This window comes from Kitasatospora sp. NPDC008050 (genome assembly GCF_042957465.1).
Taxonomy (GTDB): domain Bacteria; phylum Actinomycetota; class Actinomycetes; order Streptomycetales; family Streptomycetaceae; genus Kitasatospora.
This window is the reverse complement of the sequence record NZ_JBIBIJ010000001.1, coordinates 583,693-608,971: the sequence shown is the minus strand read 5'-3', so window position 1 is coordinate 608,971 and position 25,279 is coordinate 583,693. Positions and strand designations below refer to the sequence as shown.

Annotated in this window: 25 protein-coding genes; 12 read left to right on the top strand and 13 right to left on the bottom strand. The window is 71.6% G+C overall.

Going from position 1 to position 25,279, the window contains the following annotated elements; all coding sequences use genetic code 11:
- Positions 1-15: 15 nt before the first annotated feature.
- Positions 16-459 carry a MarR family winged helix-turn-helix transcriptional regulator gene (locus tag ACFZB9_RS02630; protein WP_391443099.1) on the bottom strand — a complete coding sequence of 148 codons (444 nt, stop codon included), beginning with the start codon at positions 457-459 and terminating at the stop codon, positions 16-18.
- A gap of 102 nt (positions 460-561) precedes the next feature.
- On the opposite strand from ACFZB9_RS02630, the gene ACFZB9_RS02625 reads away from it, so the two are divergent.
- The 3 genes from ACFZB9_RS02625 to ACFZB9_RS02615 all read left to right on the top strand — a co-directional run bounded on the left by ACFZB9_RS02625 (position 562) and on the right by ACFZB9_RS02615 (position 2,964).
- Entirely contained in the window at positions 562-1,587 is a 1,026-nt protein-coding gene (locus ACFZB9_RS02625; protein WP_391443097.1) for an NADP-dependent oxidoreductase, read from the top strand.
- Positions 1,588-1,630: 43 nt separating this feature from the next.
- Positions 1,631-2,059 carry an organic hydroperoxide resistance protein gene (locus tag ACFZB9_RS02620; RefSeq protein ID WP_391443321.1) on the top strand — a complete coding sequence of 143 codons (429 nt, stop codon included), beginning with the start codon at positions 1,631-1,633 and terminating at the stop codon, positions 2,057-2,059.
- A gap of 410 nt (positions 2,060-2,469) precedes the next feature.
- Positions 2,470-2,964 carry a DUF3145 domain-containing protein gene (locus ACFZB9_RS02615; protein ID WP_391443096.1) on the top strand — a complete coding sequence of 165 codons (495 nt, stop codon included), beginning with the start codon at positions 2,470-2,472 and terminating at the stop codon, positions 2,962-2,964.
- 121 nt (positions 2,965-3,085) lie between these two features.
- Here the strand turns inward: ACFZB9_RS02615 and fabF are convergent, their stop codons facing one another.
- The 5 genes from fabF to ACFZB9_RS02590 form a co-directional block, all read right to left on the bottom strand.
- Entirely contained in the window at positions 3,086-4,354 is a 1,269-nt protein-coding gene (fabF, locus tag ACFZB9_RS02610; RefSeq protein ID WP_391443095.1) for a beta-ketoacyl-ACP synthase II, read from the bottom strand.
- A 101-nt stretch (positions 4,355-4,455) separates the two neighbouring features.
- The gene (locus ACFZB9_RS02605; RefSeq protein ID WP_391443093.1) at positions 4,456-4,698 is read right to left on the bottom strand and encodes an acyl carrier protein; all 243 of its coding nucleotides are present in this window, start codon (positions 4,696-4,698) and stop codon (positions 4,456-4,458) included.
- 81 nt (positions 4,699-4,779) lie between these two features.
- A complete protein-coding gene (locus tag ACFZB9_RS02600) occupies positions 4,780-5,826 on the bottom strand; it encodes a beta-ketoacyl-ACP synthase III (protein WP_391443092.1) in 1,047 nt (348 codons plus the stop codon).
- Positions 5,823-6,767, bottom strand: coding sequence for an ACP S-malonyltransferase (locus ACFZB9_RS02595; protein ID WP_391443090.1), 945 nt, complete (start codon positions 6,765-6,767; stop codon positions 5,823-5,825). Before ACFZB9_RS02595 ends, ACFZB9_RS02600 begins: the two co-directional genes overlap by 4 nt.
- Before the next feature lie 95 nt (positions 6,768-6,862).
- Positions 6,863-8,011, bottom strand: coding sequence for a helix-turn-helix domain-containing protein (locus tag ACFZB9_RS02590; protein WP_327071699.1), 1,149 nt, complete (start codon positions 8,009-8,011; stop codon positions 6,863-6,865).
- Positions 8,012-8,253: 242 nt separating this feature from the next.
- On the opposite strand from ACFZB9_RS02590, the gene ACFZB9_RS02585 reads away from it, so the two are divergent.
- Positions 8,254-9,027 carry a pirin family protein gene (locus ACFZB9_RS02585; RefSeq protein ID WP_391443089.1) on the top strand — a complete coding sequence of 258 codons (774 nt, stop codon included), beginning with the start codon at positions 8,254-8,256 and terminating at the stop codon, positions 9,025-9,027.
- 3 nt (positions 9,028-9,030) lie between these two features.
- On the opposite strand, the gene ACFZB9_RS02580 is transcribed toward ACFZB9_RS02585, so the two are convergent.
- On the bottom strand, positions 9,031-9,864 hold the full coding sequence (locus ACFZB9_RS02580; protein ID WP_391443087.1) for a serine hydrolase domain-containing protein: 834 nt from the start codon (positions 9,862-9,864) through the stop codon (positions 9,031-9,033).
- 102 nt (positions 9,865-9,966) lie between these two features.
- Between ACFZB9_RS02580 and ACFZB9_RS02575 the strand changes: the two genes are divergently transcribed.
- Entirely contained in the window at positions 9,967-10,434 is a 468-nt protein-coding gene (locus tag ACFZB9_RS02575; RefSeq protein WP_391443086.1) for a MerR family transcriptional regulator, read from the top strand.
- Between the two features lie 5 nt (positions 10,435-10,439).
- Entirely contained in the window at positions 10,440-11,483 is a 1,044-nt protein-coding gene (locus tag ACFZB9_RS02570) for an aldo/keto reductase (protein WP_391443085.1), read from the top strand.
- Between the two features lie 76 nt (positions 11,484-11,559).
- Here ACFZB9_RS02570 and ACFZB9_RS02565 read toward each other — a convergent pair whose 3' ends face one another.
- The 4 genes from ACFZB9_RS02565 to aceE form a co-directional block, all read right to left on the bottom strand.
- The gene (locus tag ACFZB9_RS02565; protein ID WP_391443084.1) at positions 11,560-12,738 is read right to left on the bottom strand and encodes an alpha/beta hydrolase; all 1,179 of its coding nucleotides are present in this window, start codon (positions 12,736-12,738) and stop codon (positions 11,560-11,562) included.
- Positions 12,739-12,908: 170 nt separating this feature from the next.
- Positions 12,909-13,577: a TetR/AcrR family transcriptional regulator gene (locus tag ACFZB9_RS02560; protein WP_391443083.1), complete on the bottom strand. Its 669-nt coding sequence runs from the start codon at positions 13,575-13,577 to the stop codon at positions 12,909-12,911.
- A 271-nt stretch (positions 13,578-13,848) separates the two neighbouring features.
- A complete protein-coding gene (locus ACFZB9_RS02555) occupies positions 13,849-14,034 on the bottom strand; it encodes a hypothetical protein (protein ID WP_391443081.1) in 186 nt (61 codons plus the stop codon).
- Between the two features lie 143 nt (positions 14,035-14,177).
- Positions 14,178-16,928 (bottom strand): pyruvate dehydrogenase (acetyl-transferring), homodimeric type, encoded by a 2,751-nt coding sequence (gene aceE / locus ACFZB9_RS02550; RefSeq protein ID WP_391443079.1) that lies wholly within the window; start codon positions 16,926-16,928, stop codon positions 14,178-14,180.
- 551 nt (positions 16,929-17,479) lie between these two features.
- Between aceE and ACFZB9_RS02545 the strand changes: the two genes are divergently transcribed.
- From ACFZB9_RS02545 to ACFZB9_RS02525, 5 genes are all read left to right on the top strand, one after another.
- Positions 17,480-17,917: a DUF3052 domain-containing protein gene (locus ACFZB9_RS02545; protein ID WP_391443077.1), complete on the top strand. Its 438-nt coding sequence runs from the start codon at positions 17,480-17,482 to the stop codon at positions 17,915-17,917.
- A gap of 306 nt (positions 17,918-18,223) precedes the next feature.
- Positions 18,224-18,682, top strand: a complete 459-nt coding sequence (locus tag ACFZB9_RS02540; RefSeq protein ID WP_391443076.1) for a peroxiredoxin — start codon at positions 18,224-18,226, stop codon at positions 18,680-18,682.
- Positions 18,683-18,915: 233 nt separating this feature from the next.
- On the top strand, positions 18,916-19,491 hold the full coding sequence (locus tag ACFZB9_RS02535) for a TerD family protein (RefSeq protein WP_391443075.1): 576 nt from the start codon (positions 18,916-18,918) through the stop codon (positions 19,489-19,491).
- Between the two features lie 304 nt (positions 19,492-19,795).
- Positions 19,796-20,380, top strand: a complete 585-nt coding sequence (locus ACFZB9_RS02530; RefSeq protein ID WP_184935141.1) for a TerD family protein — start codon at positions 19,796-19,798, stop codon at positions 20,378-20,380.
- A gap of 50 nt (positions 20,381-20,430) precedes the next feature.
- Positions 20,431-21,555: a DUF475 domain-containing protein gene (locus tag ACFZB9_RS02525; RefSeq protein ID WP_391443073.1), complete on the top strand. Its 1,125-nt coding sequence runs from the start codon at positions 20,431-20,433 to the stop codon at positions 21,553-21,555.
- Between the two features lie 134 nt (positions 21,556-21,689).
- On the opposite strand, the gene ACFZB9_RS02520 is transcribed toward ACFZB9_RS02525, so the two are convergent.
- Positions 21,690-22,817 (bottom strand): DUF2637 domain-containing protein, encoded by a 1,128-nt coding sequence (locus tag ACFZB9_RS02520; RefSeq protein WP_391443072.1) that lies wholly within the window; start codon positions 22,815-22,817, stop codon positions 21,690-21,692.
- Between the two features lie 403 nt (positions 22,818-23,220).
- Here ACFZB9_RS02520 and ACFZB9_RS02515 point away from each other — a divergent pair, with 403 nt between their 5' ends.
- Positions 23,221-23,943: a Tellurium resistance gene (locus ACFZB9_RS02515; RefSeq protein ID WP_391443320.1), complete on the top strand. Its 723-nt coding sequence runs from the start codon at positions 23,221-23,223 to the stop codon at positions 23,941-23,943.
- 46 nt (positions 23,944-23,989) lie between these two features.
- Here ACFZB9_RS02515 and ACFZB9_RS02510 read toward each other — a convergent pair whose 3' ends face one another.
- Entirely contained in the window at positions 23,990-25,081 is a 1,092-nt protein-coding gene (locus ACFZB9_RS02510; protein WP_391443070.1) for a TerD family protein, read from the bottom strand.
- Between the last annotated feature and the right edge of the window lie 198 nt (positions 25,082-25,279).

The window sequence follows — 25,279 nt, the reverse complement described above, 5'->3', positions numbered from 1 at the left end:
ACTGCCGGACCGGCCTCAGCCGCTCGCGCCGACCAGCATCCGGTGCAGCAGGTCGCGCAGCGTCCGGCGCTCCTCGGGGCCGAGGGTGGCCAGCGGCTCGCGGGCGAAGTTCAGCGACTCGCGGAGCTCCGCGGAGGCCGCTCGGCCCTGTTCGGTGGCGGCGACCAGCTTGACCCGGCGGTCCTGCGGATCGCTCTCCCGGGTCACGAAGCCGCGCGCCTCCAGCCGGTCCACGATGCCGGTGATGTTCGACGGTTCGCAGCTGAGCGTCTGGGCGATGTGGCGCATGGGCCTGGGGCCGTGCCGCAGCAGCGCGAGCACCTTGGCCTGGGCGCCGGTCAGCGAGCGGGCGGCGGCGGCTTCCTCGTACTCGCGGTGGAAGATCGCGACCAGGCCGGCCATCAGGTCGACCACCTCGCGGGTCAGCGCGTCCTCGCGGGTCAGCTCCTCGTTCGACATGCCGGTAGTCTACCTGAATATTTGACATAGTGAACCTTTCATGGCCATGGTTACTTCATTGCATCAACCTTTCAGGTGGAACGAACAGCAAGGAGCGAACCGATGGCTGAGCAGCCCGTGCCCGCCACTGCCCGCGAGTGGCACCTCAAGGCCCGGCCCGACGGCTGGCCGGTGCCGTCCGACGCCGCCCTGGTCGAGGCGCCGGTCCGCGAGCCGCAGCCGGGCGAGATCCTGGTGCGCAACGCCTACCTCTCGGTCGACCCGTACATGCGTGGCCGGATGAACGACGTCAAGTCCTACGTCCCGCCGTTCGCGCTGGACCAGCCGATGGACGGCGGCGCGGTCGGTTACGTGGTGGCCTCGGCCGCCGAGGGCTTCGCGGTGGGCGACGCCGTGCTGCACGGCCTGGGCTGGCGCGAGTACGCCACCGTGCCGGCGGCGCGCGCGGTCAAGGTGGACCCGGCGCAGGCGCCGCTCTCGTACTACCTCGGCGTGCTCGGCATGCCCGGCCTGACCGCCTACGCGGGCCTGGTCGAGGTGGCCGGCATCAAGCCGGGCGACGCGGTCTTCGTCTCCGGTGCGGCCGGCGCGGTCGGTTCGCTGGTCGGCCAGATCGCCCGGCTCAAGGGTGCCTCCCGGGTGGTCGGTTCGGCCGGTTCGGCGGCCAAGGTGGCCAAGCTGGTGGACGACTACGGCTTCGACGCCGCCTTCGACTACAAGCAGGGCCCGGTGGCCGAGCAGCTCGCCGAGGCCGCGCCCGAGGGCATCGACGTCTACTTCGACAACGTCGGCGGCGACCACCTGGAGGCCGCGATCGGCGCCCTCAACGTGCACGGCCGCGCGGTGCTCTGCGGCGCCATCGCCCAGTACAACGAGACCGCGCCGCCGGCCGGTCCGCGCAACCTGGCGCTGGCGATCGGCAAGCGGCTGCGGCTGCAGGGTCTGCTGGTGGGCGACCACGCCGCGCTGCAGCCGCAGTTCGTGGCCGAGGTGGCCGGCTGGCTGAAGGACGGCAGCCTGCACTACGACGAGACGGTGGTGGACGGCGTCGAGCACATGATGGACGCCTTCATCGGCCTGATGCAGGGCGAGAACACCGGCAAGATGGTCGTTCGCCTCGCCTCCTGACCCGGCGTCAGCTTCAGCTTCCCTTCGCTCACACCCAGGAGAGATCGTGTCCAACCCTGTCAAGATCGCCTACACCGCCGTAGCCACCGCCGAGGGTGGCCGCGACGGCCGGGTCGCCTCCTCGGACGGCCGGCTCGACGTCGTCGTCCGCCCGCCCAAGGAGCTGGGCGGCAGCGGCGAGGGCACCAACCCGGAGCAGCTCTTCGCGGCCGGCTACGCGGCCTGCTTCCAGAGCGCGCTGTTCGTGGTGGCCCGCCGGGCGAAGGCCGATGTCACCGGCTGCGAGGTGACCGCGCAGGTCGGCATCGGCCCGGACGCCGAGGGCGGTTACGCGCTGGCCGTCGAGCTCGCGGTCAAGCTGCCGGGCCTGCCGGCCGACCAGGCGCGGCAGTTGGTCGAGGCCGCGCACCAGGTCTGCCCGTACTCCAACGCCACCCGTGGCAACATCGAGGTCGCGCTCAGCATCGTGTGACCCGCGCGCTCCGGCGCTCCGGATCCGCTCCCGCGCCCCGATCGGCCGTCAAGGCCGGTCGGGGCGCGCGGCGTTGTCGCGCGCGACCCCGAGTGGCGCGTTCCGGCCGGTTCCGACGGAGCGTCAGACGGCCCTGGTCGTGGCGCGATAGCGTGAAGGCACCGCCGTAGCGCCACCCGATGGGGCCGTTCGGGGGAGAGATCCCGATCAGGGGTAGACCTCTCCTCGGAACTGACTACCATGGTGGAAGCCTGTCCGTTTTGCTCAAGTTAGTGACTTAATGTCGGTTGATCTGAGTCACAACTGGATCAGAATCGGACAGGAGTCGGCCAAGTGGCGCCCAGGACCAACCGGCCACCGGCACGAGGCAGCTGGGGAAGGCGACCCTCGTCCACAGCCTGGAGGTCCCGGTGACGACACGTGGAGTCCTGTACATCCACTCCGCGCCCCGCGCGCTGTGCCCGCACGTCGAATGGGCGGTGGCGGGCGTGCTCAACGTGCGGGTCAGCCTTGACTGGATCCGCCAGCCGGCCGCCCCCGGCCTGTGGCGCTCGGAGCTGTCCTGGCAGGGGGAGGTGGGCACCGCCTCCAAGCTCGCCTCCGCGCTGCGCGGCTGGCAGCTGATGCGCTACGAGGTGACCAGCGAGCCCTGCACCGGGGCCGAGGGCGAGCGCTACAGCAGCACCCCCACGCTCGGCATCTTCCACGCCGTCACCGGCATCCACGGCGACATCCTGATCCCCGAGGACCGGCTGCGCGCGGTGCTGCTGCGGGCCCGCAGCGAGGGCAGCGACCTGGAGGCGGAGCTGTCCCGGCTGCTCGGCAAGCCCTGGGACGACGAGCTGGAGCCGTTCCGGTACGCCGGCGAGGGCGCCCCGGTGCGCTGGCTGCACCAGGTGGTCTGAGCCCGACGCGAAAGGCCCGACGTGAGAAGGGGCCCCCGGCAGGGGGCCCCTTCTCACGTGCTGGTCCGTCAGGCGGTGCGGTTGCCGAGCGGACCGGTCCAGGCCTTCGTCAGGCGGTCGGTCAGACGGTGCGGAAAGCCAGCACCACGTTGTGACCGCCGAAGCCGAAGGAGTTGTTCAGCGCGGCGATCCGGCCCTCGGCGGGCAGCTCGCGCGGCTCGAAGCGGACGATGTCCGCGTCCACGTCGTCGTCCAGGTCGTCCACGTTGATGGTCGGCGGAGCCTGCCGGTTGGCGAGCGCCAGCACGGTGGCCACCGTCTCGATGCCGCCGGCGCCGCCCAGCAGGTGGCCGGTCATCGACTTGGTGGAGGAGACCGCCACGTGGTCCAGGTGCTCGCCGAGCTCCTTGCGCAGCGCCTTGATCTCGGCGACGTCGCCCTGCGGGGTGGAGGTGGCGTGCGCGTTGACGTGCACCACCTCGGCCTTGTCCAGGTCGGTGGAGGCGAACAGGTGGGCCAGGGCCCGGGCGATGCCCGAGCCGGTCGGCTCCGGCTGCGCGATGTGGTGGGCGTCCGAGGACAGGCCCTGGCCGACCGCCTCGCAGTAGACCTTGGCGCCGCGGGCAGCCGCGTGCTCGGCCGACTCCAGCACCACCACGCCGGCGCCCTCGCCCAGCACGAAGCCGTCGCGGCCCTTGTCGAAGGGACGGGAGGCGCGCTGCGGCTCGTCGTTGTTCTTGGACATCGCCATCATGTTGGCGAAGGCGACGATCGGCAGCGGGTGGATCGCCGCCTCGGTGCCGCCGGCCACCACGACGTCGGCGCGGCCGCTGCGGATCATCTCGATCGCGTAGCCGATCGCCTCGGCGCCCGAGGCGCAGGCCGAGACCGGGGTGTGCACACCGGCCTGGGCGCCGACCTCGATGCCCACGTTGGCGGAGGGGCTGTTGGGCATGAGCATCGGCACGGTGTGCGGGGACACCTTGCGAACGCCCTTCTCCTTCAGCACGTCGTACTGGTCGAGCAGGGTGGTCACGCCGCCGATGCCGGAGGCGATCACGGTGCCCAGTCGCTCGGGGTTCAGGGTGGAGGCCTCGTTGGTGGCCGCGACCTGGTAGCCGGCGTCGGCCCAGGCCTCGCGGGCGGCGATCAGCGCGAACTGGGCCGAGCGGTCCAGCTTGCGGGCCAGCGGGCGGGGCAGCACCTCGCCGGGGTCCACCGCGGTGCGCGCGGCGATCCGGACCGGCAGGTCGGCTGCCCACTCCTCGGTCAGAGCGGCAACCCCGGAGCGCCCGGCGAGCAGTCCCTCCCAGGTGGTGGCGGCGTCGCCGCCCAGCGGCGTGAAGGCGCCGATACCCGTGACTACCACGGTGCGGTTTTCAGCGGTCACTGGTTCTTCTTCTCTCACGTGTGCGGGGGCGGGGTGGGGCCGACCGGCCGGAGGGGGCCCGGGCGGGGGCGGCGGATCGGCCGCCCCCACCCGGTGGGGGATCAGGCGTTGGCGAGGATGTACTCCACCGCGTCGCCGACGGTCTTCAGGTCCTTGACCTTGTCGTCCGGGATCTTGACGTCGAAGCGCTCCTCGGCGGCCACGACAACCTCGACCATGGAGAGCGAGTCGACGTCCAGGTCATCGGTGAAGGACTTGTCGAGTTCGACGTCCTCGGCCGGGATCCCGGCGATCTCGTTGACGATCTCCGCGAGACCTTCCAGGACCGCTTCCTTGGTAGCCATCTTGGCTGCTCCTCTGAGTGATGGTGACGCCAGGCGGGATGCTCGGCGCCGGTTTGACGGTACGTAAGGCGCTATGTGTGCCTATGGGAGGGTAACGACTGCCGCAGCGTAGACCAGACCCGCCCCGAACCCGATGATCAGGGCGAGGTCTCCGCTCTTGGCTTCGCCGCTCTCCAGCATCCGCTCCATGGCGAGCGGGATGGAGGCAGCCGAGGTGTTCCCGGTCTCGGCGATGTCGCGGGCGACCGGCACCGATTCGGGGAGCTTGAGGGCCTTGATCATGGCATCGGTGATGCGCATGTTGGCCTGGTGGGGGATGAAGGCACCGAGCTGGTCGGCGCTCACCCCGGCGGCGTCCAGCGCCTGCTGGGCCACCTTGGCCATCTCCCAGACCGCCCAGCGGAAGACCGGCTGGCCGTCCATCCGCAGCGCGGGCCACTGGGGGCCGGCCTCGGGGTGCTCGGTTCGGCCGTTGACGGCGTCCGGCTTGGCGAAGGCGGTGTCCCAGGCCTCGGTCTGGGTGATGACGTCCTTCTGCGAGGCGTCCGAACCCCAGATGACCTTGCCGATGCCCGGGGTGTCCGAGGGGCCCACGACCGCCGCGCCCGCGCCGTCACCGAAGATGAAGGCGGTGGAACGATCATGCATGTCGGTGAGGTCGCTGAGCCGCTCCACGCCGATCACCAGCACGTACTCGGCGCTGCCGCCGCGGATCATGCCGTCGGCCAGGTTGAGCCCGTAGCCGAAGCCGGCGCAGGCCGCGGAGATGTCGAAGGCCGGCGCGGTGCCGCAGCCCAGCCGCAGCGCGATCTCGGTGGCCACCGCCGGGGTCTGCTTGAAGTGCGAGACGGTGGCCACGATCACGCCGCCGATCTGTGCCGGGTCGATGCCCGCCTGGGCGATCGCCTTGCCGGCGGCCTGCACCGACATCTCGGTGACGGTCTCCTCCGGGCCGGCCCAGCGGCGCTCGGTGATGCCGCTGCGGGTGCGGATCCACTCGTCGGAGGAGTCGATCCAGGTCAGCACCTCGCTGTTGGGGATCACCCGGACCGGACGGTAGCCGCCGACGCCGTGGATCCGGGAGAACGCGGCACCGCCGGCGGGTCGGATCTGTGGAACGGCGGTCATGCGGCGTTCTCCTCACCAGCGTGTTCGGCCACCAGGGCGGCGGCCTTCTCCAGGTCGGCCGGGGTCTTCAGGGCCAGCGTCGCGACGCCCTTGACGTTGCGCTTGACCAGGCCGGTCAGCGTGCCGGCGGGGGACAGCTCGATCACGCAGGTCGCGCCGAGCTGCTCGATGGTCTCCATGCACAGGTCCCAGCGGACCGGGTTGGAGACCTGGGCGACCAGCCGGGCCAGCACCTCGGCACCGGACTGGACGACCTCGCCGTCCTTGTTCGAGATGTAGGGCACCGCCGGGTCGGCCACCGTCAGGCTGGGGGCCAGTTCGGCGAGCCGGGCCACCCCCGGAGCCATGTGCTCGGTGTGGAAGGCGCCGGCCACCTTGAGCGCGACCAGCTTCGCCTTGGCCGGCGGGTCGGCGCGCAGCGCCTCCAGCTGGTCCAGCGTGCCGGCCGCCACGATCTGGCCGCCGCCGTTGTTGTTGGCCGCGGTCAGGCCGTGCTCGGCCAGCTTGGCCGCGACCTCCTGCGGGTCGCCGCCCAGCACCGCGAGCATGCCGGTCTCGGTGACCGCGGCGGCCTCGGCCATCGCCCGGCCGCGTTCGCGCACGAAGGTCAGCGCGTCGGCGGCGCTGAGCACGCCGGCCCAGGCCGCGGCGGTGATCTCACCGACGCTGTGGCCGGCCACGGCGCCGACCGGCTTGCGGGCGTCCTGCTCATCGGGGAAGAGCGCACGGGCGGTGACCAGGCCGGCGGCGACCAGCAGCGGCTGGGCGACGGCGGTGTCCTTGATCTCCTCGGCCGAGGCTTCGGTCCCGTAGTGCACCAAGTCGATCCCGGCCACCTCCGACCAGGCGCGCAGCCGGTCGGCAACGCCGTCCAGCTCGAGCCAGGGGCTGAGGAATCCGGGGGTCTGGGCACCCTGTCCAGGGGCGACGATTACGAGCACGGTTCAACCCTCTCTCGCCAGGCGCCCGTGGGCGGGTAGGCGACGGTAACGAAGATAAGGACCTCGGATTGTGGGGTCTCCACAGGGGGACCGAGTCAGTCCCCGGTGGAGTCCAGCCGACCCAGGGCCAGGGCAATGCGGAGCGTGAAGGCCGAACGCACGTCCGAGGGGGCGTAGCCGGTGACGTCAGTCACACGACGTAGCCGGTAGCGCACGGTATTCGGGTGGACGAAGAGCATCCGGGCGGCGCCCTCCAGGGAGGAGGCCTGCTCCAGATAGACACTCAGCGTCTCCAGGAGTGCCGAGCCGGCCTCGTTCAGCGGTGTGTAGATCTCCTCCACCAGCTGACGGCGCGCGACCTGGTCGCCCGCCAGCGCGCGCTCCGGCAGCAGATCATCGGCGAGCACCGGGCGCGGGGCGTCCGGCCAGGCGGCGCAGGCCCGCAGGCCCGCGGCGGCCGCATGGGCCGAACGGGTGGCCGAGAGCAGATCGCCGACGGTCGGGCCGATCACCACGGGACCGGGCGCGAACTGGCCGATCAGTGCCCGCGCGGCGTGCACCGGCTCCTTCTCGCCGCCGACCACCACCACCAGGCGCTTGCCGAGCACCCCGGTGAGCACGTGCAGCCGGGCGTACCGGGCGGCCCGCCGGATCGCCTCGACCACCGCCTCGCTGTCGCCGTCCGGGGCGCTGCCCATCACCACCCGCACCTGGCTGGGCTGGCCCCAGCCCAGGGCGGCGGCCCGGGACAGCACGCCCTCGTCGGCGTCCCCGGAGAGCAGCGAGTTCACCACCAGGGCTTCCAGCCGGGCGTCCCAGGCGCCGCGCGCCTCGGCCGCCTGGGCGTACACCTGGGCGGTGGCGAAGGCGATCTCGCGGGCGTAGACGAGCACCGACTCGCGCATCCCGTCCTCGTCGCCGGGTGCGGCGACCTCGGGGATCGCCTCCTCCATCACCTCGATCGTGGTGCGGATCAGCTCCACGGTCTGGCGCAGCGTGATCGCCCGGGTCAGCTCGCGCGGGGCGGTGCCGAAGACGTCGGTGCTGATCGCCTGGGGGGCCTCCGGGTGGCGGTACCACTCGGTGAAGGCGGCGATACCGGCCTGGGCGACCAGGCCGATCCAGGAGCGGTGCTCCGGTGGCATCCGCCGGTACCAGCCGAGCTGGTCGTCCATCCGGGCGATCGCGGCGGTGGCCAGCTTGCCGGCCGACTTCTCCAGCCGTTTCAGCGTGGCGGCGCGCAGCTCGGCGCGCTCGGCCGCGAGCCGGCGTTCGGTGGCGGTGGCGGTGGCACCGGAGGTGGCGGTCTTGCGTACGGTCCGCTTGGCGGGCGGCGACTGCTCGCTCGCCGCCGGGTCCGCTGGAGCTTCTGGATCTGAGGGGGCTGGCACAGGGACAAGACTGCCTCACCGCGCGCCGACCTCGCGCCCGCCCCCCCTCGCGCTGAGCACGGATGGGGCCGCGCACAACCGCTACGGTGGGTCAGATGACCGACCCCGCGCGCCCTAGGGCCGACCTGCGCCGTACCGCTGAACGCTACCGCTCGACGCCCGCACCCGGGGTCGAAACCCGGCATGCCTTCTCGTTCGCGGGCCACTACGACCCGAAGAACGTTCACTTCGGCGCGCTGCTGGCCTGCAACGAGGAGACGCTGCAGCCGGGAGCCGGGTTCGAGGCGCACCGGCACCGCGACGTGGAGATCGTCACCTGGGTGCTGGAGGGCGCGCTGGCGCACCGGGACGCGGACGGTCACGCCGGGGTGGTGCGCCCCGGGATGGTCCAGCATCTGAGCGCCGGGCGCGGGACCAGCCACACGGAGCGTAACGTCGGCGGGGCCGACGTCCCGGTCCGGTTCGTCCAGATGTGGCTCCAGCCGGACGTGTTCGACTCCGAGCCCTCCTACGGCCTGCGCCGGGTGGCGCCGGCCGCGGACACGGTCACCCTGCTCGCCTCCGGGCTGGAGCGCGACGCCGGCACCGAGGCGCTGCGGCTGCGCCGCTCGGACGCCGCGCTGCACCTGGTCACCGCCGGTCCCGGGCAGGCGCTGCCCGACCTGCCCGAAGCCCACTGGCGCTACGCGCACCTGACGGCGGGTTCGCTCGGCTACCGCACCATCCCCGGACCGCGCGGGGTGGGCCGCTCGATGGAGCCGGGCGACAGCCTGCGGCTCACCGGGGAGGCCTTCGCCAACCCGGTGGCCGGGCCCGAGGGCGCCGAGCTGCTGCTCTGGGAGATGCACTCCGACCTGAAGGTCGGGTAGCCGTCAGCCGCGCAGCTCTGCGAGCACCGCGTCGGTGAAGACCGGCCACACCTCGGCCGCCCACGGCCCGAAGTCCCGGTCGGCCAGTGCCACGCAGGCCACGCCCACGGCCGGGTCCACCCACAGGAAGGTGCCGGACTGGCCGAAGTGGCCGAAGGTCTCGGGCGAGCTGGCACCGCCCGTCCAGTGCGGCGCCTTGTGGTCGCGGATCTCGAAGCCCAGCCCCCAGTCGTTGGGCTTCTGGTGTCCGAAGCCGGGCAGCACTCCGCCCAGCCCGGGGAAGGCCACCTCGCGGGTGGCGGCGGCCAGCGTCGAGGGGTGCAGCAGCCGGGGGGCCTGCAGCTCGGCCGCGAACCTGGCCAGGTCGGCGGCGGTGGAGACGCCGCCGGCCCCGGCCGGGGTGCGGTGGGTCGCCTCGATGGCGGTGTCCGTCATGCCCAGCGGCTCGAAGACCGCCTCGGTGGCGTACTGCTCGAAGGGGATCCCGGCCGCCTTGGCCAGCGTGTCCGCGAGCACGTCGAAGCCGGCGTTGGAGTAGAGCCGCCTGGTCCCCGGCTCGGCCATCGGGCGGTTGTCGTCGAAGGCCAGACCCGAGGCGTGGGCCAGCAGGTGGCGCACCGTGGAGCCCGCCGGGCCCGCGGGGTCGTCCAGCTCGAAGACGCCCTCCTCGACCGCGACCAGGGCCGCGTAGGCGGTCAGTGGTTTGGTCACCGACGCCAGTTGGAAACGGTGGTGCTGCGGGCCGTGTGCGCCCAGCAGCGCGCCGTCCGCGCCCCGCACCACCGCCACGGCCGCCGTGTCGACCGGCCAGTCCTCGATCATCCGCAAGCTCTGCATGGCAGGAACTGTAGTGCGGTGACCGGGGGAGCTTGCTTCGAGTGCACTCGAACTCGATAACGTCGGGTGCATCACGCCGCACGACCTTCGGGGGAGCCCGCCATGAGTGCCCTGCCCGCCGTCGAACTCGCGCTCGACCCGGTACTGAACAGCTGTGGTCTGGCCGACTACCACACGCCCACCGCCTTTCCCACCGACCCCGCCGCCCATCAGCTGCGCCACACCATCAGTGAGGTGGCCACCCGCACCGGGCTGACCGCGCACACGCTGCGCTGGTACGAGCGGATCGGCCTGCTCGACCCGGTGGACCGCTCGCACGCGGGCCGCCGCCTGTACAGCGACGGCGACCTCAACCGGCTGGCCTTCCTGAGCCGGCTGCGGCTGACCGGCATGCCGGTGGCGGACATGCTGCGCTACGTCGAGCTGGCCCGCGAGGGCGACCACACCTTCGACGAGCGGCGTGAGCTGCTGGTCGCCCACCGCGACGGGGTCCGGCAGAAGATCGCCGACCTGCACGCCACCCTCGCGGTGATCGACCACAAGATCGACCTCTACTCAGGGAAGAAGTAGTACGCATGACGCAGTCGACGCCCACCCACACCTCCGACCTCCCCGCCGGCCTCCCGACCGCCCGCCTGGGCACGGACGGACCGCTCGTCGGCGTCCAGGGTCTGGGCTGCATGGGCATGAGCGAGTTCTACGGCCCGACCGACACCGCCGAGGCGCTGGCCACCCTGGAGGCCGCGCTGGACGCCGGGGTCACCCACTTCGACACCGCCGACATCTACGGCTCGGGCCACAACGAGGAGCTGATCGGCCCGTTCGTGCGGGCCCACCGCGACCAGGTGGTGCTGGCCACCAAGTTCGCCGTCGAGCGCAGGGCCGACGACCCGCACTACCGCGCCATCCGCAACGACCCCGGCTACATCCGCGGCGCGGTGGACGCTTCGCTGCGCCGCCTGGGCATCGAGGTGATCGACCTCTACTACATGCACCGCCGCGACCCGAACGTCCCGCTGGCCGAGTCGGTGGGCGCGATGGCCGAGCTGGTGCAGGCCGGCAAGGTGCGCCACCTGGGCCTGTCCGAGGTGACCGGGGCCGAGCTGCGCGAGGCGCACGCGGTGCACCCGATCGCGGCCGTCCAGCAGGAGTGGTCGCTCTTCTCCCGTGACGTGGAGCAGAGCGTGGTCGGGGCCGCCGCCGAGCTGGGGGTCGGCTTCGTCCCGTACTCGCCGCTCGGTCGCGGCTTCCTGACCGGTGCCTTCGCCAGCTCCGCCGAGCTGGCCGAGGACGACTTCCGCCGCCACCAGCCGCGCTTCAGCGGGGACAACGCGGCCGCCAACGCCGCGCTGATCGCCCCGATCCAGCGGATCGCCGCGGACCGCGGAGTGACGGCGGCTCAGGTCGCGCTCGCCTGGGTCCACCAGCGGGCCGAGGTGCACGGCCTGACGGTGGTTCCGATCCCCGGCACCCGCAAGCGCAGCCGGCTGGCCGAGAACACCGCCGCCGCAACGCTGTTGCTGGACGCGGCCGAACTTGCCGCGCTGGAGCCGCTGGCCGCCGAGGTCGCCGGCACCCGCTACCCGGACATGACCTTCACCGCCACCGCCCGCGAGTAGGGGGGAGGGCCCGTCAGTAGGGCGTCGGCGTCGCCGGCCCCCTACTGACGGACGCTCCAGGCCACTTGGCGCCGGGTCAGCCCGTGCGGTAGACCACCGACCGGTAGTCGCCCAGCGCGATCGCCGCGAAGTTGTGCAGGCTGGTGGTCCCGGGGTCGAAGTAGCCCACGTGGCCCGAGGCGCCGGCCGAGGAGATCTGCTCGGCGCCGAAGTCGGCGCTGGTCGGGTCGGCCCCGTGGCCCAGGCCGCCGACCTGGAGGTAGGGGACCGCGCCGATCCAGTCGCTCGGGTTGCGGGTGGCCCACAGGTGGACCCCGGAGCCGAGCTCGTCCACGTTCTGCACACCCATGCCAGGGCTGCCCAGCACCACCATGTCGGTGGTGCGGCCGTGCAGCCTGGGCGCCACGGTGCCGCAGACCACGGTGCCGTAGGAGTGGCAGATCAGGGCCGGCGGGGCGACGGGGGAGCTGGTCTGCGCCAGGCCGTCGAGCAGCCGGGCCAGCCGGGGCGCACCGGCGTCGGACAGCCGGGAGGTGACCGCGTCCGGGCCCAGGCCCACCGGGGTGACGTAGCCGGTCCAGGCGATGACGGCGGTCTTCACGCCGGGCTCCTGGCTGCGCTCCTCGGACTGCAGCGCGCGAGCCATCCCGGCGGGCGAGCGCAGCGGGTCGACCGCGCGGTCGTGGTGGCCGAGGTCGGTGTCCGAGCCGGGCACGATCACCGAGACCCGCTGGGCGCTCGCCAGGTCGCCGAAGACCTCGGTGACCAGGCCGCGGCCGCGCGGGTCGAAGGCCAGGATCTGGCGGCCCGGGGCCAGCAGTGCCTGGCAGTCGTTGGCGCGGGAGACGGCGAGTGCGTGGGTGGTGGGGTCCACCTTGCGGTCTGCGGCCTGGGCCCTGGCCCGGGCCACCTCGGCCGCCAGCGCCAGCGCGTTGGCCCGGTAGCGCAGCTGCAGCGGGGCGCCGTCCAGGTTGCCCACCACCAGCGGGTAGGCGTGCGCCAGCCGGTCCTGCTGGGCGGGGGAGAGCGCGGCGAAGAAGGCCGCCACGGTGGCCGCGTCGGCGGTGGCCGGGTCGGGCAGCGGGTGGCCGAGCGAGGTGTCGTGCACCCAGGCGTCCGAACCGGCGGGCGGGGTGGTGATCGCGACCTGCTCGTTGGAGGCCGCGGCCTGGGCGGCCGCGGCGCCGGCGTCGGCCAGCACCGAGCAGGCCGCGAAAGCGCCGATCAGCATGCGCTTCAGCCGCCTGCGCTGCATTCGCGTCAACTCCTGGTGCTATGACGGCCGGGACGATCGAGTGATCGGATCCACACGGCGGCCTGGCTAAGACAACGTTCAGTCGGCCAGCGTATTCGGTCCGAAGGAGTGCTGGAGCCGCCCTAAACTGTGGGTTGAGTCACAGTGACCTCTGCGTGCCCTGCTCGTTCTCAGTGCCAGTCGCCGGCCAACGCCGGTCCGAGCTGGTCGAGATGACGCCCGATCATGGCGATCATGCCGTCCGGGCCGTCGGCGGCGGGTCGGCCCCCGGCGGCCGTCCAGGCCTGGTGGGCGGAGCGGATCACGGCCCCGAAGGTGGCCGCCAGCAGCTGCGGTCGCAGGTCGGTGGCCGGGTCCACCCCCTCGCGGGCGGCCAGCACCTCGACCACCCGCTGCTCCTGCTCGGCCGAGCGGCGCAGGTGGGCGGCGAGCAGCGTGGGGGTCGACTCGATCAGTGCGACCAGCTCCAGCGCGGCGGTGGCGCCGCGCCCGTCGTGCCGGTGCGAGGTGTGCAGATCGCGCCAGGACTCGCAGATGGCCGCGTGCATCGCGGTGAGCGGGTTCTCGGCGGCCGGCCGGGCGCGCAGGCGCTGCAGGAAGTACCGCTCGGCGTCGGCCAGCACCGCGAGGGCGGCCTCCTCCTTGTTGGCGAAGTAGCGGAAGAAGGTGCGCTGCGAGACGTCCACGGCGGCGGCGATCTCGTCCACGGTGGTGCGGGCGTACCCCTGGGTGAGGAAGAGCCGGTGTGCCGCGTCCACCAGGGCGTCCCGGGTGCGCTGCTTCTTGCGCTCGCGCAGCCCCGGGGGTGTGGGGCGCGGGGCAGCGGTGGTGGTGGACATGCCGACACGATAGCGCGCGGACCGGGCCCGGCCGGGAGGTGAAGCCGACGGGCTCGGGGGTTCATCGATGGCAGGCCGTCGCCGCGCGGCCAGAAGTCAGAGATTGCCGATTGTCAGCTGCTGACATAATCTCTTCGCGGTGGCGCCCGCGTGGCCGATGAGCTCGTGGGGACGGGCGGGCCCGGGCGCCACCCGTTCATCGCTCCCGGCCCCGCCTCCGCCTCCGCCTCCGCCCCCGCCCGCGGCTGCGGCCGGCTCGGCGTCGGCCGATTCAGCGCCGGCCGGTCAGGCCGGGGTGCTCGACCGGTACCGCGGCCGCCTCGCGCAGATAGCGGCTGCGCTCCTCGCGCTCCAGATCCGGGAAGTAGTCCAGCAGGCGGGTGTTCGCCTCGGCGGGGGACAGGTGCACCTCGCACAGCAGCCAGCGCGCCCGGGTGAGGATCTCGTCGTCGTGCATGGGGCGATCATCACCACCGGGGCGCCCGGCCGGCACGCCGGACTGAGCCGGACGATGGCCGGCCCCCTGCGGCCTGCCGCCAGACGGCCCGAGGGCCGGACTCCAGTGGAGTCCGGCCCTCGGGTGTTTCGACGCTCGACGGCTCAGGCGTCGCCGCCCGCCGCGCCCGGGTGGGCGGCGGTCACGTCCAGCAGCTGGTAGCGGTCGATCGCCTCCTTGAGCGCGTGGCGGTCGATCTTGCCCTGCTTGGCCAGCTCGGTCAGCACGCCCAGCACCACCGACTGCGCGTCGATGTGGAAGAACCGGCGCGCCGCGCCACGGGTGTCGGCGAAGCCGAAACCGTCGGCACCCAGCGACTGGTACTGACCCGGCACCCAGCGCGCGATCTGGTCCGGCACCGCGCGCATCCAGTCGGAGACCGCGACGAACGGGCCCTCGGCACCGGAGAGCTTCTCCGTCACGTACGGGACACGCTGCGGCTCCTCGGGGTGCAGCAGGTTGAACTCCTCGGCCTCCACCGCGTCGCGGCGCAGCTCGTTCCAGGAGGTCGCGGACCAGACGTCGGCCTTGACGTTCCACTCCTCGGCCAGGATCCGCTGGGCCGCAAGGGCCCACGGCACGGCCACGCCGGAGGCGAGGATCTGCGCCGGGATCTGGCCCGCGGTGCCGGCCTGGTAGCGGTGGATGCCCTTGAGGATGCCCTCGACGTCCACGTTCTCGGGCTCGGCCGGCATCTGGATCGGCTCGTTGTAGACCGTCATGTAGTAGAAGACGTCCTCGCCGTGCGGGTGCTCGGCGGAGGAGCCGTACATGCGGCGCAGACCGTCCTGCATGATGTGCGCGATCTCGAAGCCGTAGGCCGGGTCGTAGGCGACGACGGCCGGGTTGGTCGAGGCCAGCAGGTGCGAGTGGCCGTCGGCGTGCTGCAGGCCCTCACCGGTCAGCGTGGTGCGGCCGGCGGTGGCGCCGATCACGAAGCCGCGGGCCAGCTGGTCGGCCATCTGCCAGAACTGGTCGCCGGTGCGCTGGAACCCGAACATCGAGTAGAAGACGTAGACCGGGATCAGCGGCTCGCCGTGGGTGGCGTAGGACGAGCCGGCGGCGATCAGCGAGGCGGTACAGCCCGCCTCGGAGATGCCGTCGTGCAGCATCTGGCCGGTCGGGGACTCCTTGTACGCCAGCAGCAGCTCGCGGTCGACCGACTCGTAGGTCTGGCCGAGCGGGTTGTAGATCTTGGCGGACGGGAAGAGCGAGTCCATGCCGAAGGTGCGGTACTCGTCCGGTGCGATCGGCACGAAGCGGTTGCCGATGCCCTTGTCCCGCATCAGGTCCTTGAGCACGCGGACGAACGCCATGGTGGTGGCGATGGTCTGCTGGCCGGAACCCTTCTTGACGCCCTTGTAGGCGTCGTCGCCCGGCAGCTCCAGCTTGCGCGGCCGCACCTTGCGGGTCGGCATGTAGCCGCCCAGCTCGCTGCGGCGGTCGTGCATGTACTGGATCTCTTCGGAGTCCTTGCCCGGGTGGTAGTAGGGCGGGTAGCCCTCGTCGAGCTGCTTGTCCGTGATCGGGATGTGCAGGCGGTCGCGGAAGCGCTTCAGGTCCTCGACCGTCAGCTTCTTCATCTGGTGGGTGGCGTTGCGGCCCTCGAAGTTGGGGCCCAGCGTCCAGCCCTTGACGGTCTGCGCCAGGATGACGGTCGGCTGGCCCTTGTGCTCGCGGGCCGCCTTGAAGGCCGCGTAGACCTTCTTGTGGTCGTGGCCGCCGCGACCCAGGTGCTGGATCTGCTGGTCGGACATGTTCTCGACCATCGCACGCAGCCGCAGGTCGTCACCGAAGAAGTGGTCGCGGATGTACGCGCCGGTCTCGGTGGCGTAGGTCTGGAACTGGCCGTCCGGGGTGGAGTTCAGCTTGTTGACCAGGATGCCGTCACGGTCCTGGGCCAGCAGCGGGTCCCAGCTGCGGTCCCAGACCAGCTTGATGACGTTCCAGCCGGCGCCGCGGAACTGCGACTCCAGCTCCTGGATGATCTTGCCGTTGCCGCGGACCGGGCCGTCCAGGCGCTGCAGGTTGCAGTTGACCACGAAGGTCAGGTTGTCCAGGCCCTCGCGCGCGGCGAGCGACAGCTGGCCCAGCGACTCCGGCTCGTCCATCTCGCCGTCGCCGAGGAAGGCGTAGACGTGGCTGTCGGAGGTGTCCTTGATCCCGCGGTGCTCCAGGTAGCGGTTCATCCGCGCCTGGTAGATCGCGCCGAGCGGGCCGAGGCCCATCGAGACGGTCGGGAACTCCCAGAAGTCCGGCATCAGCCGCGGGTGCGGGTAGCTGGACAGGCCGTAGGGGGCCTTCGACTTCTCCTGGCGGAAGGCGTCGAGCTGCTGCTCGCTCAGTCGGTCCAGCAGGAAGGCGCGGGCGTAGATGCCGGGGGAGGCGTGGCCCTGGAAGAAGATCTGGTCGCCGGACTCGCCGTCGGCGTCCTTGCCACGGAAGAAGTAGTTGAAGCCCACGTCGTACAGGGACGCGGAGGAGGCGAAGGTGGCGATGTGGCCACCGACACCGATGCCCGGGCGCTGGGCCCGGGAGACCATCACGGCCGCGTTCCAGCGGGTCGCGTTCAGGACCTTGCGCTCGATCTCCTCGTTGCCGGGGAAGAACGGCTCGTCCTTGGTGGCGATGGTGTTGACGTAGTCCGTGCTGCGCATCTCGGGCACGGCGACACGCTTCTCGCGGGCGCGCTCGATCAGGCGGAGCATCAGGTAGCGGGCGCGCTCACGGCCCCGCTCGTCGATGGCCGCGTCGAGCGACTCCAGCCATTCCGCGGTCTCCTCGGGATCGAAGTCCGGGACCTGACTCGGAAGGCCGCCAATGATGATCGGGTTGCGATCGGATCCGGAAGCCACGCTGTTCCTTCACTGTCGGTCGAAACTGAGGTGTGTCGCGCCGCCTCCATCGTGTACCGCAACTCGGAGATCCGTCATCTCTACCGATGGGTAACCGAAGCGCCTGGTGGGCGAATCGGTCAGGTGGGGGCGGTTCGGGCGTCGTCGCCGTCGCCGACCTCCACCGGGTCTTACGAAGAGGTGGTCCGACCTGGTACCTGGACTGCTCCAGGTTCCCCGCTCGTCCGATGGCGGGCGGTCGGGGTGAGGGCCAACAGGAGACTTTACGCCCGTGATCGCGCTGGTCTCGAATGCCGTTCGTATCGCGGGCGGGAAGGCGGTCGACTGGTCGCGAACCCGCCGGTGGACGAGCGGCATCCGCAGCATGGGCGAACGGTCCGCAAAAGGGCAAATCGGTGTGATTCCCGGCACAGGACTCGGCGTGTCTTGCTACGAGACGTCAACCTTTGGGTGGGATCGGGGGTCGGGTACTTGCGCGAACCGCCGCGCCCGTGTGGACTACGGCCACAGCCCTGGCATCGATGCCAGGCCGAATACTGGAGGTTATTCCCGTGAGCGCGACCGCGGACCCCGCGGACAAGTCCAACCCGGCTAACAAGCTGGGCTTCGAGCCCGGCCAGATCGTTCAGGAGCTCGGGTACGACGAAGACACCGACCAGGAGCTCCGCGAGGGCATCGAGGAGATCACTGGTGAGGACCTCGTCGACGAGGACTACGACGACGTCGCCGACGCCGTCCTGCTGTGGCACCGCGAGGAGGACGGGGATCTCACCGATGCCCTCGTCGACGCCCAGGAGTACCTGGCCGATGGCGGCCTGATCTGGCTGCTGACGCCCAAGAAGGGCCGTGATGGCCACGTCGAGGCGCACGAGGTCGCCGAGGCCGCGCAGACCGCCGGCCTCTCGCAGACCAGCTCGATCACGGTGGCCAAGGACTGGGCCGGTACCCGCCTGGCCACGCCGAAGGCGGCGAAGTCCGGCCGGCGCTGAGCCCGGCCCCGCGCTGAGCCCGGACCGACCTGAGTCCGGCCCGCCCGGAGCATGACGGACCCCGCTGGAGGAGTCTCCAGCGGGGTCCCGCCGTCGGCGCGGCCGGTTTGGCGAGATCGCCGAGCCTGCTGTTCGCTCACGGCGAAATCAGTCCGGAAATGCCCGTGACGGGTGCTGCCGAGTCACTCGTACGGCCGAAATCCGCAGCCCGGATGCGAGGATGAGCGCGCGGTCGGCCGCTGCGCCGCCCGCGGGAAACCCGTGGGCACGGTGCGCGCCGCGCCCACCGCTGAGAAAGGTCTCACCATGGCCATCGAGGTCGGCACCCAGGCTCCGGATTTCGAGCTGAAGAACCAGCACGGTGAGCTGGTCAAGCTCTCCGAGTTCCGGGGCGAGAAGAACGTCGTCCTGGTCTTCTACCCCTTCGCCTTCACCGGTGTCTGCACCGGCGAGGTCTGCGCGATCGAGAAGGAGCTGCCGCGGCTCCAGAACGAGGACGTGCAGATCCTGGCGGTCTCCAACGACTCGCCGTTCACCCTGCGGGTCTTCGCCGACCAGGAGGGCCTGTCGTACCCGCTGCTGTCGGACTTCTGGCCGCACGGCGCGGTCTCCGAGGCCTACGGCGTCTTCGACAGCGAGAAGGGCTGCGCGGTGCGCGGTACCTTCGTGATCGACAAGGCCGGCGTGGTGCGCTGGTCGGTGGTCAACGGCCTGCCGGACGCGCGGGACGAGCAGGAGTACCTCAAGGTGCTCGCCGCGCTCTGAGGCGGCCTCAGGGGGCGGCCTCGACGCGATCCTCGGGCCGGGATCCCCGGGCGGAGATCCTCCGGAGCGCGTCGGCCGGAGATCTCCGCCAGCCACGCCGGGCCGCCTAGTGTTCCGGTCGGGAACCCGGTACTACGATCTGGCCGTTGGCAGGAGCGTGGGCCGGTCCCAAGGGCTCAACGGCCACATCGCCGAGGCGCCCGAGGGGTGCCTCCCGCATCTTGGAGGAACCTGTGGGTGTCAGCCTGAGCAAGGGCGGCAACGTCTCGCTGACCAAGGAGGCCCCGGGCCTGACCGCGGTGCTCGTCGCCCTCGGCTGGGACGCGCGCACCACGACCGGTGCGGAGTTCGACCTGGACGCCAGCGCGCTGCTCTGCACCGAGCAGGGCAAGGTCGCCAAGGACAGCGACTTCGTCTTCTTCAACAACCTGACCAGCCCGGACGGTTCGGTGGAGCACACCGGCGACAACCTGACCGGTGAGGGCGAGGGCGACGACGAGACGATCAAGGTCAACCTGGCCGCCGTGCCGGCCTCGGTCGCCAAGATCGTCTTCCCGGTCTCGATCTACGAGGCGGAGACCCGGCTGCAGAACTTCGGCCAGGTCCGCAACGCCTACATCCGGGTGGTCAACCAGTCCGGCGGTCAGGAGATCGCCCGCTACGACCTGACCGAGGACGCCTCCACCGAGACGGCGATGGTCTTCGGCGAGCTCTACCGCAGCGGCGCCGAGTGGAAGTTCCGCGCCATCGGCCAGGGCTACGCCTCGGGGCTGCGCGGCATCGCCCAGGACTTCGGCGTCAACGTCTGACGGCACTTCAGGCGGATGGCACGACCAGGACCCTGGTCGCCCGAGCGGGCGACCAGGGTCCTGGTCGTGCGTGCGGCGAAACGGTGCGTCCGCTGACGGCCCGGCGCAGGGAGTGCGCGGCCCGGCGGCCCGGCAGCCGAACGCCGGGCGGAACCGGGGATTCGGCCCCTTGATAGGTTCGAAGTTCAGGATGTTCAGTGGGCGGTTCGGAACCGTTCGGGGGCTGGAGGGCGTACATGTGGAGTTCGCCCTCTGTGTCTCACCGCACGGTGCCGGCCGCCAGGGAGTGGGAGGAAAGACGACGATGAGTGTCACGCTCGCCAAGGGCGGCAACGTCTCGCTGAGCAAGGCCGCGCCCGGCCTGACCCAGGTTCAGATCGGCCTGGGCTGGGACGCCAGGTCGACCACCGGCGCGCCCTTCGACCTCGACGCGAGCGCACTGCTCTGCTCGGGCGGTCGGGTGCTCGGCGACGAGTACTTCGTCTTCTACAACAACCTCAAGAGCCCGGAGGGCTCGGTCGAGCACCTGGGCGACAACCTGGTCGGCGGCCAGGAGGGCGACGAGGGCGACGAGGAAGTGATGCTGGTCAACCTGGATCTGGTGCCCGCGCAGGTCGACAAGGTGGTCTTCCCGGTCTCGATCTACGACGCGGACGCGCGGCTGCAGAGCTTCGGCCAGGTGCGCAACGCCTACATCCGGGTGGTCAACCAGGCCGGCGGTCAGGAGATCGCCCGCTACGACCTGACCGAGGACGCCTCCAGCGAGACCGCGATGATCTTCGGTGAGCTCTACCGCTACCAGGGCGAGTGGAAGTTCCGGGCGGTCGGTCAGGGGTACGCGTCAGGTCTGCGCGGAATCGCCCTCGACTTTGGGGTCAACGTACAGTAAAGGCATCGTCAAATTCTCGGCGCGCCATGTCACCGAAAGGTAGTAATACCGTGTTCCTCCGCACTTTCGGATGGTCCTTCGCGACCACGGTCGCCGGGCTCATCGCGGCCGGGCTGATCTGGGGCGCCGAGGGTTTCGGCGTGGTGCTGATCCTCGCGATCCTGGAGATCTCGCTCTCGTTCGACAACGCGGTCGTCAACGCCACGGTGCTGAAGCGGATGAGTCCGTTCTGGCAGAAGATCTTCCTGACGGTGGGTGTGCTGATCGCCGTCTTCGGGATGCGGCTGCTCTTCCCGCTGCTGGTCGTTGGCCTGACCGCGCACATCGGCCCGAGCACGGTGATCGACCTCGCGCTCAACTCGGGCCACACGTACCACGGTCTGACCTACGGCCAGCATCTGGAAGCGGCCAACCCGGCGATCGCCGCGTTCGGCGGGACCTTCCTGCTGATGATCTTCCTGGACTTCATCCTCGAGGAGAAGGACTACCACTGGCTGCGCTGGGTCGAGCGTCCGCTGGAGCGGATCGGCCGGCTGGAGGCGCTCTCCTCGGTGATCGCGCTGGTCACGCTGGCGCTGGCGGCCCGCTTCTTCGCGGCGGGGCACGCGGAAACGGTCCTGCTCGCGGGGCTGCTGGGGCTGGCCACCTACCTCGCGGTCAACGGGCTCTCGGGCGTCTTCGAGTCGAACATGGAGTCCGCCGAGGACGCCGACGAGGAGGGCGAGGAGGCCGGTGCCGCCGCGAAGCCCGGCAAGTCGCTGGTCCAGGTGGCCGGGAAGGCCGCGTTCTTCCTCTTCCTGTACCTGGAGGTGCTGGACGCCTCGTTCTCCTTCGACGGGGTCGTCGGCGCCTTCGCGATCTCCAACGACATCTTCCAGATCACCCTGGGCCTGGGCATCGGGGCGATGTACATCCGCTCGCTGACCGTCTTCCTGGTCCGCAAGGGCACCCTGGACGACTACGTCTACCTGGAGCACGGCGCCCACTACGCGATCGGCGCGCTGGCGGCGATCCTGCTGATCTCGATCGAGTACAAGATCCCGGAGATCGTCACCGGGCTGATCGGCGTGGCCTTCATCGGCGCCGCGCTCGCCTCCTCGATGCTGCGCAACCGGCGCACCGCGGCGCTGGAGGCGGTGGCCGAACCGGAGCCGACGGTGGCCGGCAAGCGCTAGTCGCGCCGGTTGCCGGTTGCCGCTTGCCGGGTCGGGGGTTGTCGGTCGGGGGTGGCGTGCCGGACAGCCGGACGGCCGGATACGGGAAGGGCCCTGCTCGTGGGAGCAGGGCCCTTCCGTCGTTCTCGGGTCGGTCAGCCCAGGCGCTTCTCCATGGCGCGCAGCTTGCGCTCCAGGGAGTCGAAGGGCGAGTCGAGCTTGGGCAGCGAGAGGGTGTCGTCCTCGGCCGTCAGGTCGACGCTGTCGAGCCCGGCGCGGCCGCCGCCGACGGCCGTGCGGCGCGGGGAGGCGGAGAGCGCGGCGGGCTCCAGCGCGGACCGGCCGACCTTGGCTCGCGTGGCGTCGGCTCCGGTCAGGGCGGCGTCGCTCAACGCGGGGTCGGTGCGGGCGGCTTCGGCTAGGGCAGGCTCCGTAGCGGGCTGGCCGTCGCCGGAGCCGGCGGTCAGCGCGGGCACCTGGCGTCCGCCGCGGGTCCGGGCCAGCACGCCACCGCGGGAGATCGCCTTCAGCTCGGCCCGCTCGCGGCGGTCCGCACTGCGCGCCTGCACCTTGGCGTCCAGCTTCGCCTGCCGCTCCTCGCGGACCTCCTCCACCGCCTCGTCCAGGCTGCGGACGTTCTCCAGCAGCATCAGCGACCAGGCCGCGTAGGTCTCGCGCGGGGCGCGCAGCCAGCGCACGATGCGGATCTGCGGCAGCGGACGCGGTATCAGGCCCTGCTCGCGCAGCGCCGCCCGGCGGGTCTGCTTGAGCGCGCGGTCGAAGAGCACGGCGGCCGAGATCGACATGCCGGAGAAGAACTGCGGAGCACCGGCGTGGTCGCCGCCGCGCGGCGCGTGCACCCAGTTGAACCAGGCCGAGGCGAAGGCGAAGAGCCAGACCAGCAGACGCGAGCCGAGCGCCGCGTCACCGTGGCTGGCCTCGCGCACGGCGAGCACCGAGCAGAACATCGCGGCGCCGTCCAGGCCGAACGGGACCAGGTACTCCCAGCCGCCCGACAGGCCCAGGTTCTGGGTGCCGAAGCCGACCAGACCGTGGAAGGAGAGCGCGGCCGCGACGCCGGCGCAGCAGAAGAGCAGCACGTAGGAGGAGATCCCGTACACCATCTCCTTGCGGCGGCGGCGCTCCTCGCTGCGCTCCCAGGAGTCCCCGTTCTCCTGGGTCTTGGCGCTCTTGAAGCGCAGCGTGGCCGTCAGGACGGCTATGACGAGCAGGGCCGCGCCGCCGACGACGACCCAGGCCAGCTGTGTGGACGAGAATGACATTGCGGCGTTGGCCTCTGCTTTCCGCGGTCGGGTGGGAGTGGACGGTCCCCGGCGGGGGCCGGAACGGCGTCAGTTCCCAGAGCGAGCACCCGCCCTGATGGTCCGTCGTGCACGCAGGAATGCGCGGCTGGGACGGGTGGGGCTAGCTCGCGCGGGTGACGGGGACACCTGTGCGGCTAGACGATATCGCGTCTGACGGGGCGGCATGGTACGGGAGTCACGTTCGTGCTGCTATCCGCCGCTCGGGTGGCAGTGCCGAACCGGTGACCGGACATCCGACGTCGGTGTTCGAAACCGACGGTGACTCAGAGCCGCTGCTGGGTATGGACCGCAGTGCACAATGATTCGTCAGCTGAACGGCAACGGGCCGGGCGGCGACACCTCTGGGCTGGGGGCGGTCGGGATGGCCACGATCTGGGAGTACCTGCGCGGCGAGCGCAACCTGCCCGACATGATGGGGCAGGTGGGAAAGGTGACGCTCACCAAGTCCCGCCCGCAGCACCTGATCACCACCTCCGGGCCGACCACCGGGACCCTCTACGTCAACCTGCACTGGACGGCCCGCCTGGTCGCCGGCTCGCAGGGCGCGCTGCGCCGCAAGCTGCTCCAGCCCCGGCTGCTGCGCCCGGCCCAGACCGAGACCACCCAGGGCGGCGCCGAGAACGTGGACCTCGACCTGGCCTGCATGTACGAACTCACCGACGGGACCCGGGGCGTGGTGCAGCCGCTCGGGAAGTTCTTCGGGGACCTGCAGCACCCGCCGTACATCAAGCTGAGCGGCGACGACAAGTACGGGGCGCCGTCCGGCGAGACGATGTACATCAACCTGGAGAAGAAGGACCAGTTCAGGCGGCTGCTGATCTTCGTCTACATCTACGACGGCACGCCGGCCTTCGACCAGACGCACGCGCAGATCCAGATCGTGCCGCCGAGCGGGCCGCGACTGGAGATCAACCTGGACGAGCGGGCGGCGGCGGCCCGTTCGTGCGCGGTGGTGCTGATCGAGAACAAGGACGGGGAGCTGATGGCCCGTCGGGAGGTGCGGTACGTGCACGGGTTCCAGTCGGACCTGGACCGGCTGTACGGCTTCGGGATGGAGTGGCAGCGGGGGTACAAGGAGGAGTAGGGCGGCGTGTGTGCCGGCGCCGGCCGGGCGGTGCCGCGGCCGGGGCTCAGCGGGGCTGGAACTGGGGGCCCTGCGGGGGCAGGGCGAAGTCCGGGTCGAGCACCTGGGTGGGCTGGGGTGCCGGGGGCTGCTGCGGGTAGCCGTAGGGCGGCGGTTGCTGGGGATAGCCGTACGTGGGAGCGGGAGCGGGAGCGGGAGCCGGTGCCGGGATGGTGGTCGGCGCCGGGGGCTGTTGGGGGTAGCCGTAGGGGGGCTGCTGCTGCGGGTATCCGTAGCTGGGCTGGTGCGGCTGCGGCTGTGGCTGCTGTGGCGGGGCCGGCGGGTAGCTGGGGGTGGTGACGGCCGGGGGCTGCTGCGGGTAGCCGTACCCGGGCGGGGTGACGGGCGCGGCGGTGGGCGCGGAGGTGGGCGCGGTGGCGGGCGGCGGGGGCGTCGTCGGGGCGCCGGTGGGTGGCGGCGGGACGGCCGGGGCGAGCGTGTAGGTGCCCGGCTCCGCGGTGCGCGGTGCGGGCCGTGCCGGGGGCGCGGTGGGCTGCGCCGGGGCGGCCGGGGCACTCGCGCCGGGCCGGGTGGCGGCGGCCGCGACAGCCGAGTCCTCCTCGACCGCGATCCCGAAGTCGGTGGCCAGGCCGCCGAGGCCGGAGGCGTAGCCCTGGCCGACCGCGCGGAACTTCCAGCCGCCGTCGCGCCGGTAGAGCTCGGCGCAGACCAGGGCCGAGACCGGCTCGCTCTCGTTGACCGGGAACTCGGCCAGCGGCTCGCCGCCGGGCGCGGCCGCGTCGTAGAGCAGTACCCGCAGCCCGTGGACGGCGCGGAAGTCGCCGCCCTCGACCGAGCCGGCCAGTACCACCCGGTGGACCTCGGCCGACAGCTTCCCGAGGTCCACCTCGATGGTGTCGGTGATCTCCTGGTGGCCCGGGGCCTGGTGCTTGGGCAGGTGGCGCACCGTGCCCGAGGGGTGCCGGGGCTGGTTGTAGAAGACGAAGTCGGCATCGGAGCGGACCTTGCCGGCGGCGTCGAGCAGCAGCGCGGAGGCGTCCAGATCCGGCGCCCCCGTCGCCGCGCTCCAGCGCAGCACGGCGCGGACCGCGGCCGCGGTCAGCGAGATGTTGGCGCCCTTCGCCATCACGTGCGTCATAACTGCCCATCCTGCCTGCTGGGGACCACTGCGGACAACGTGGGTGCTGGTGTCCGGCGGGGTGGCACGGGGGATTGGAATGGCTGAAAACTTGCGCAATTGAGCAAGTAATTCGTGGGCGCCAATGTGCCGGCCGCTGTTCTGTCGCTTCTTCCGCCCGGGCTTTTGCCGGTGTTCGGTCCGGTCGGGGAATGTTCA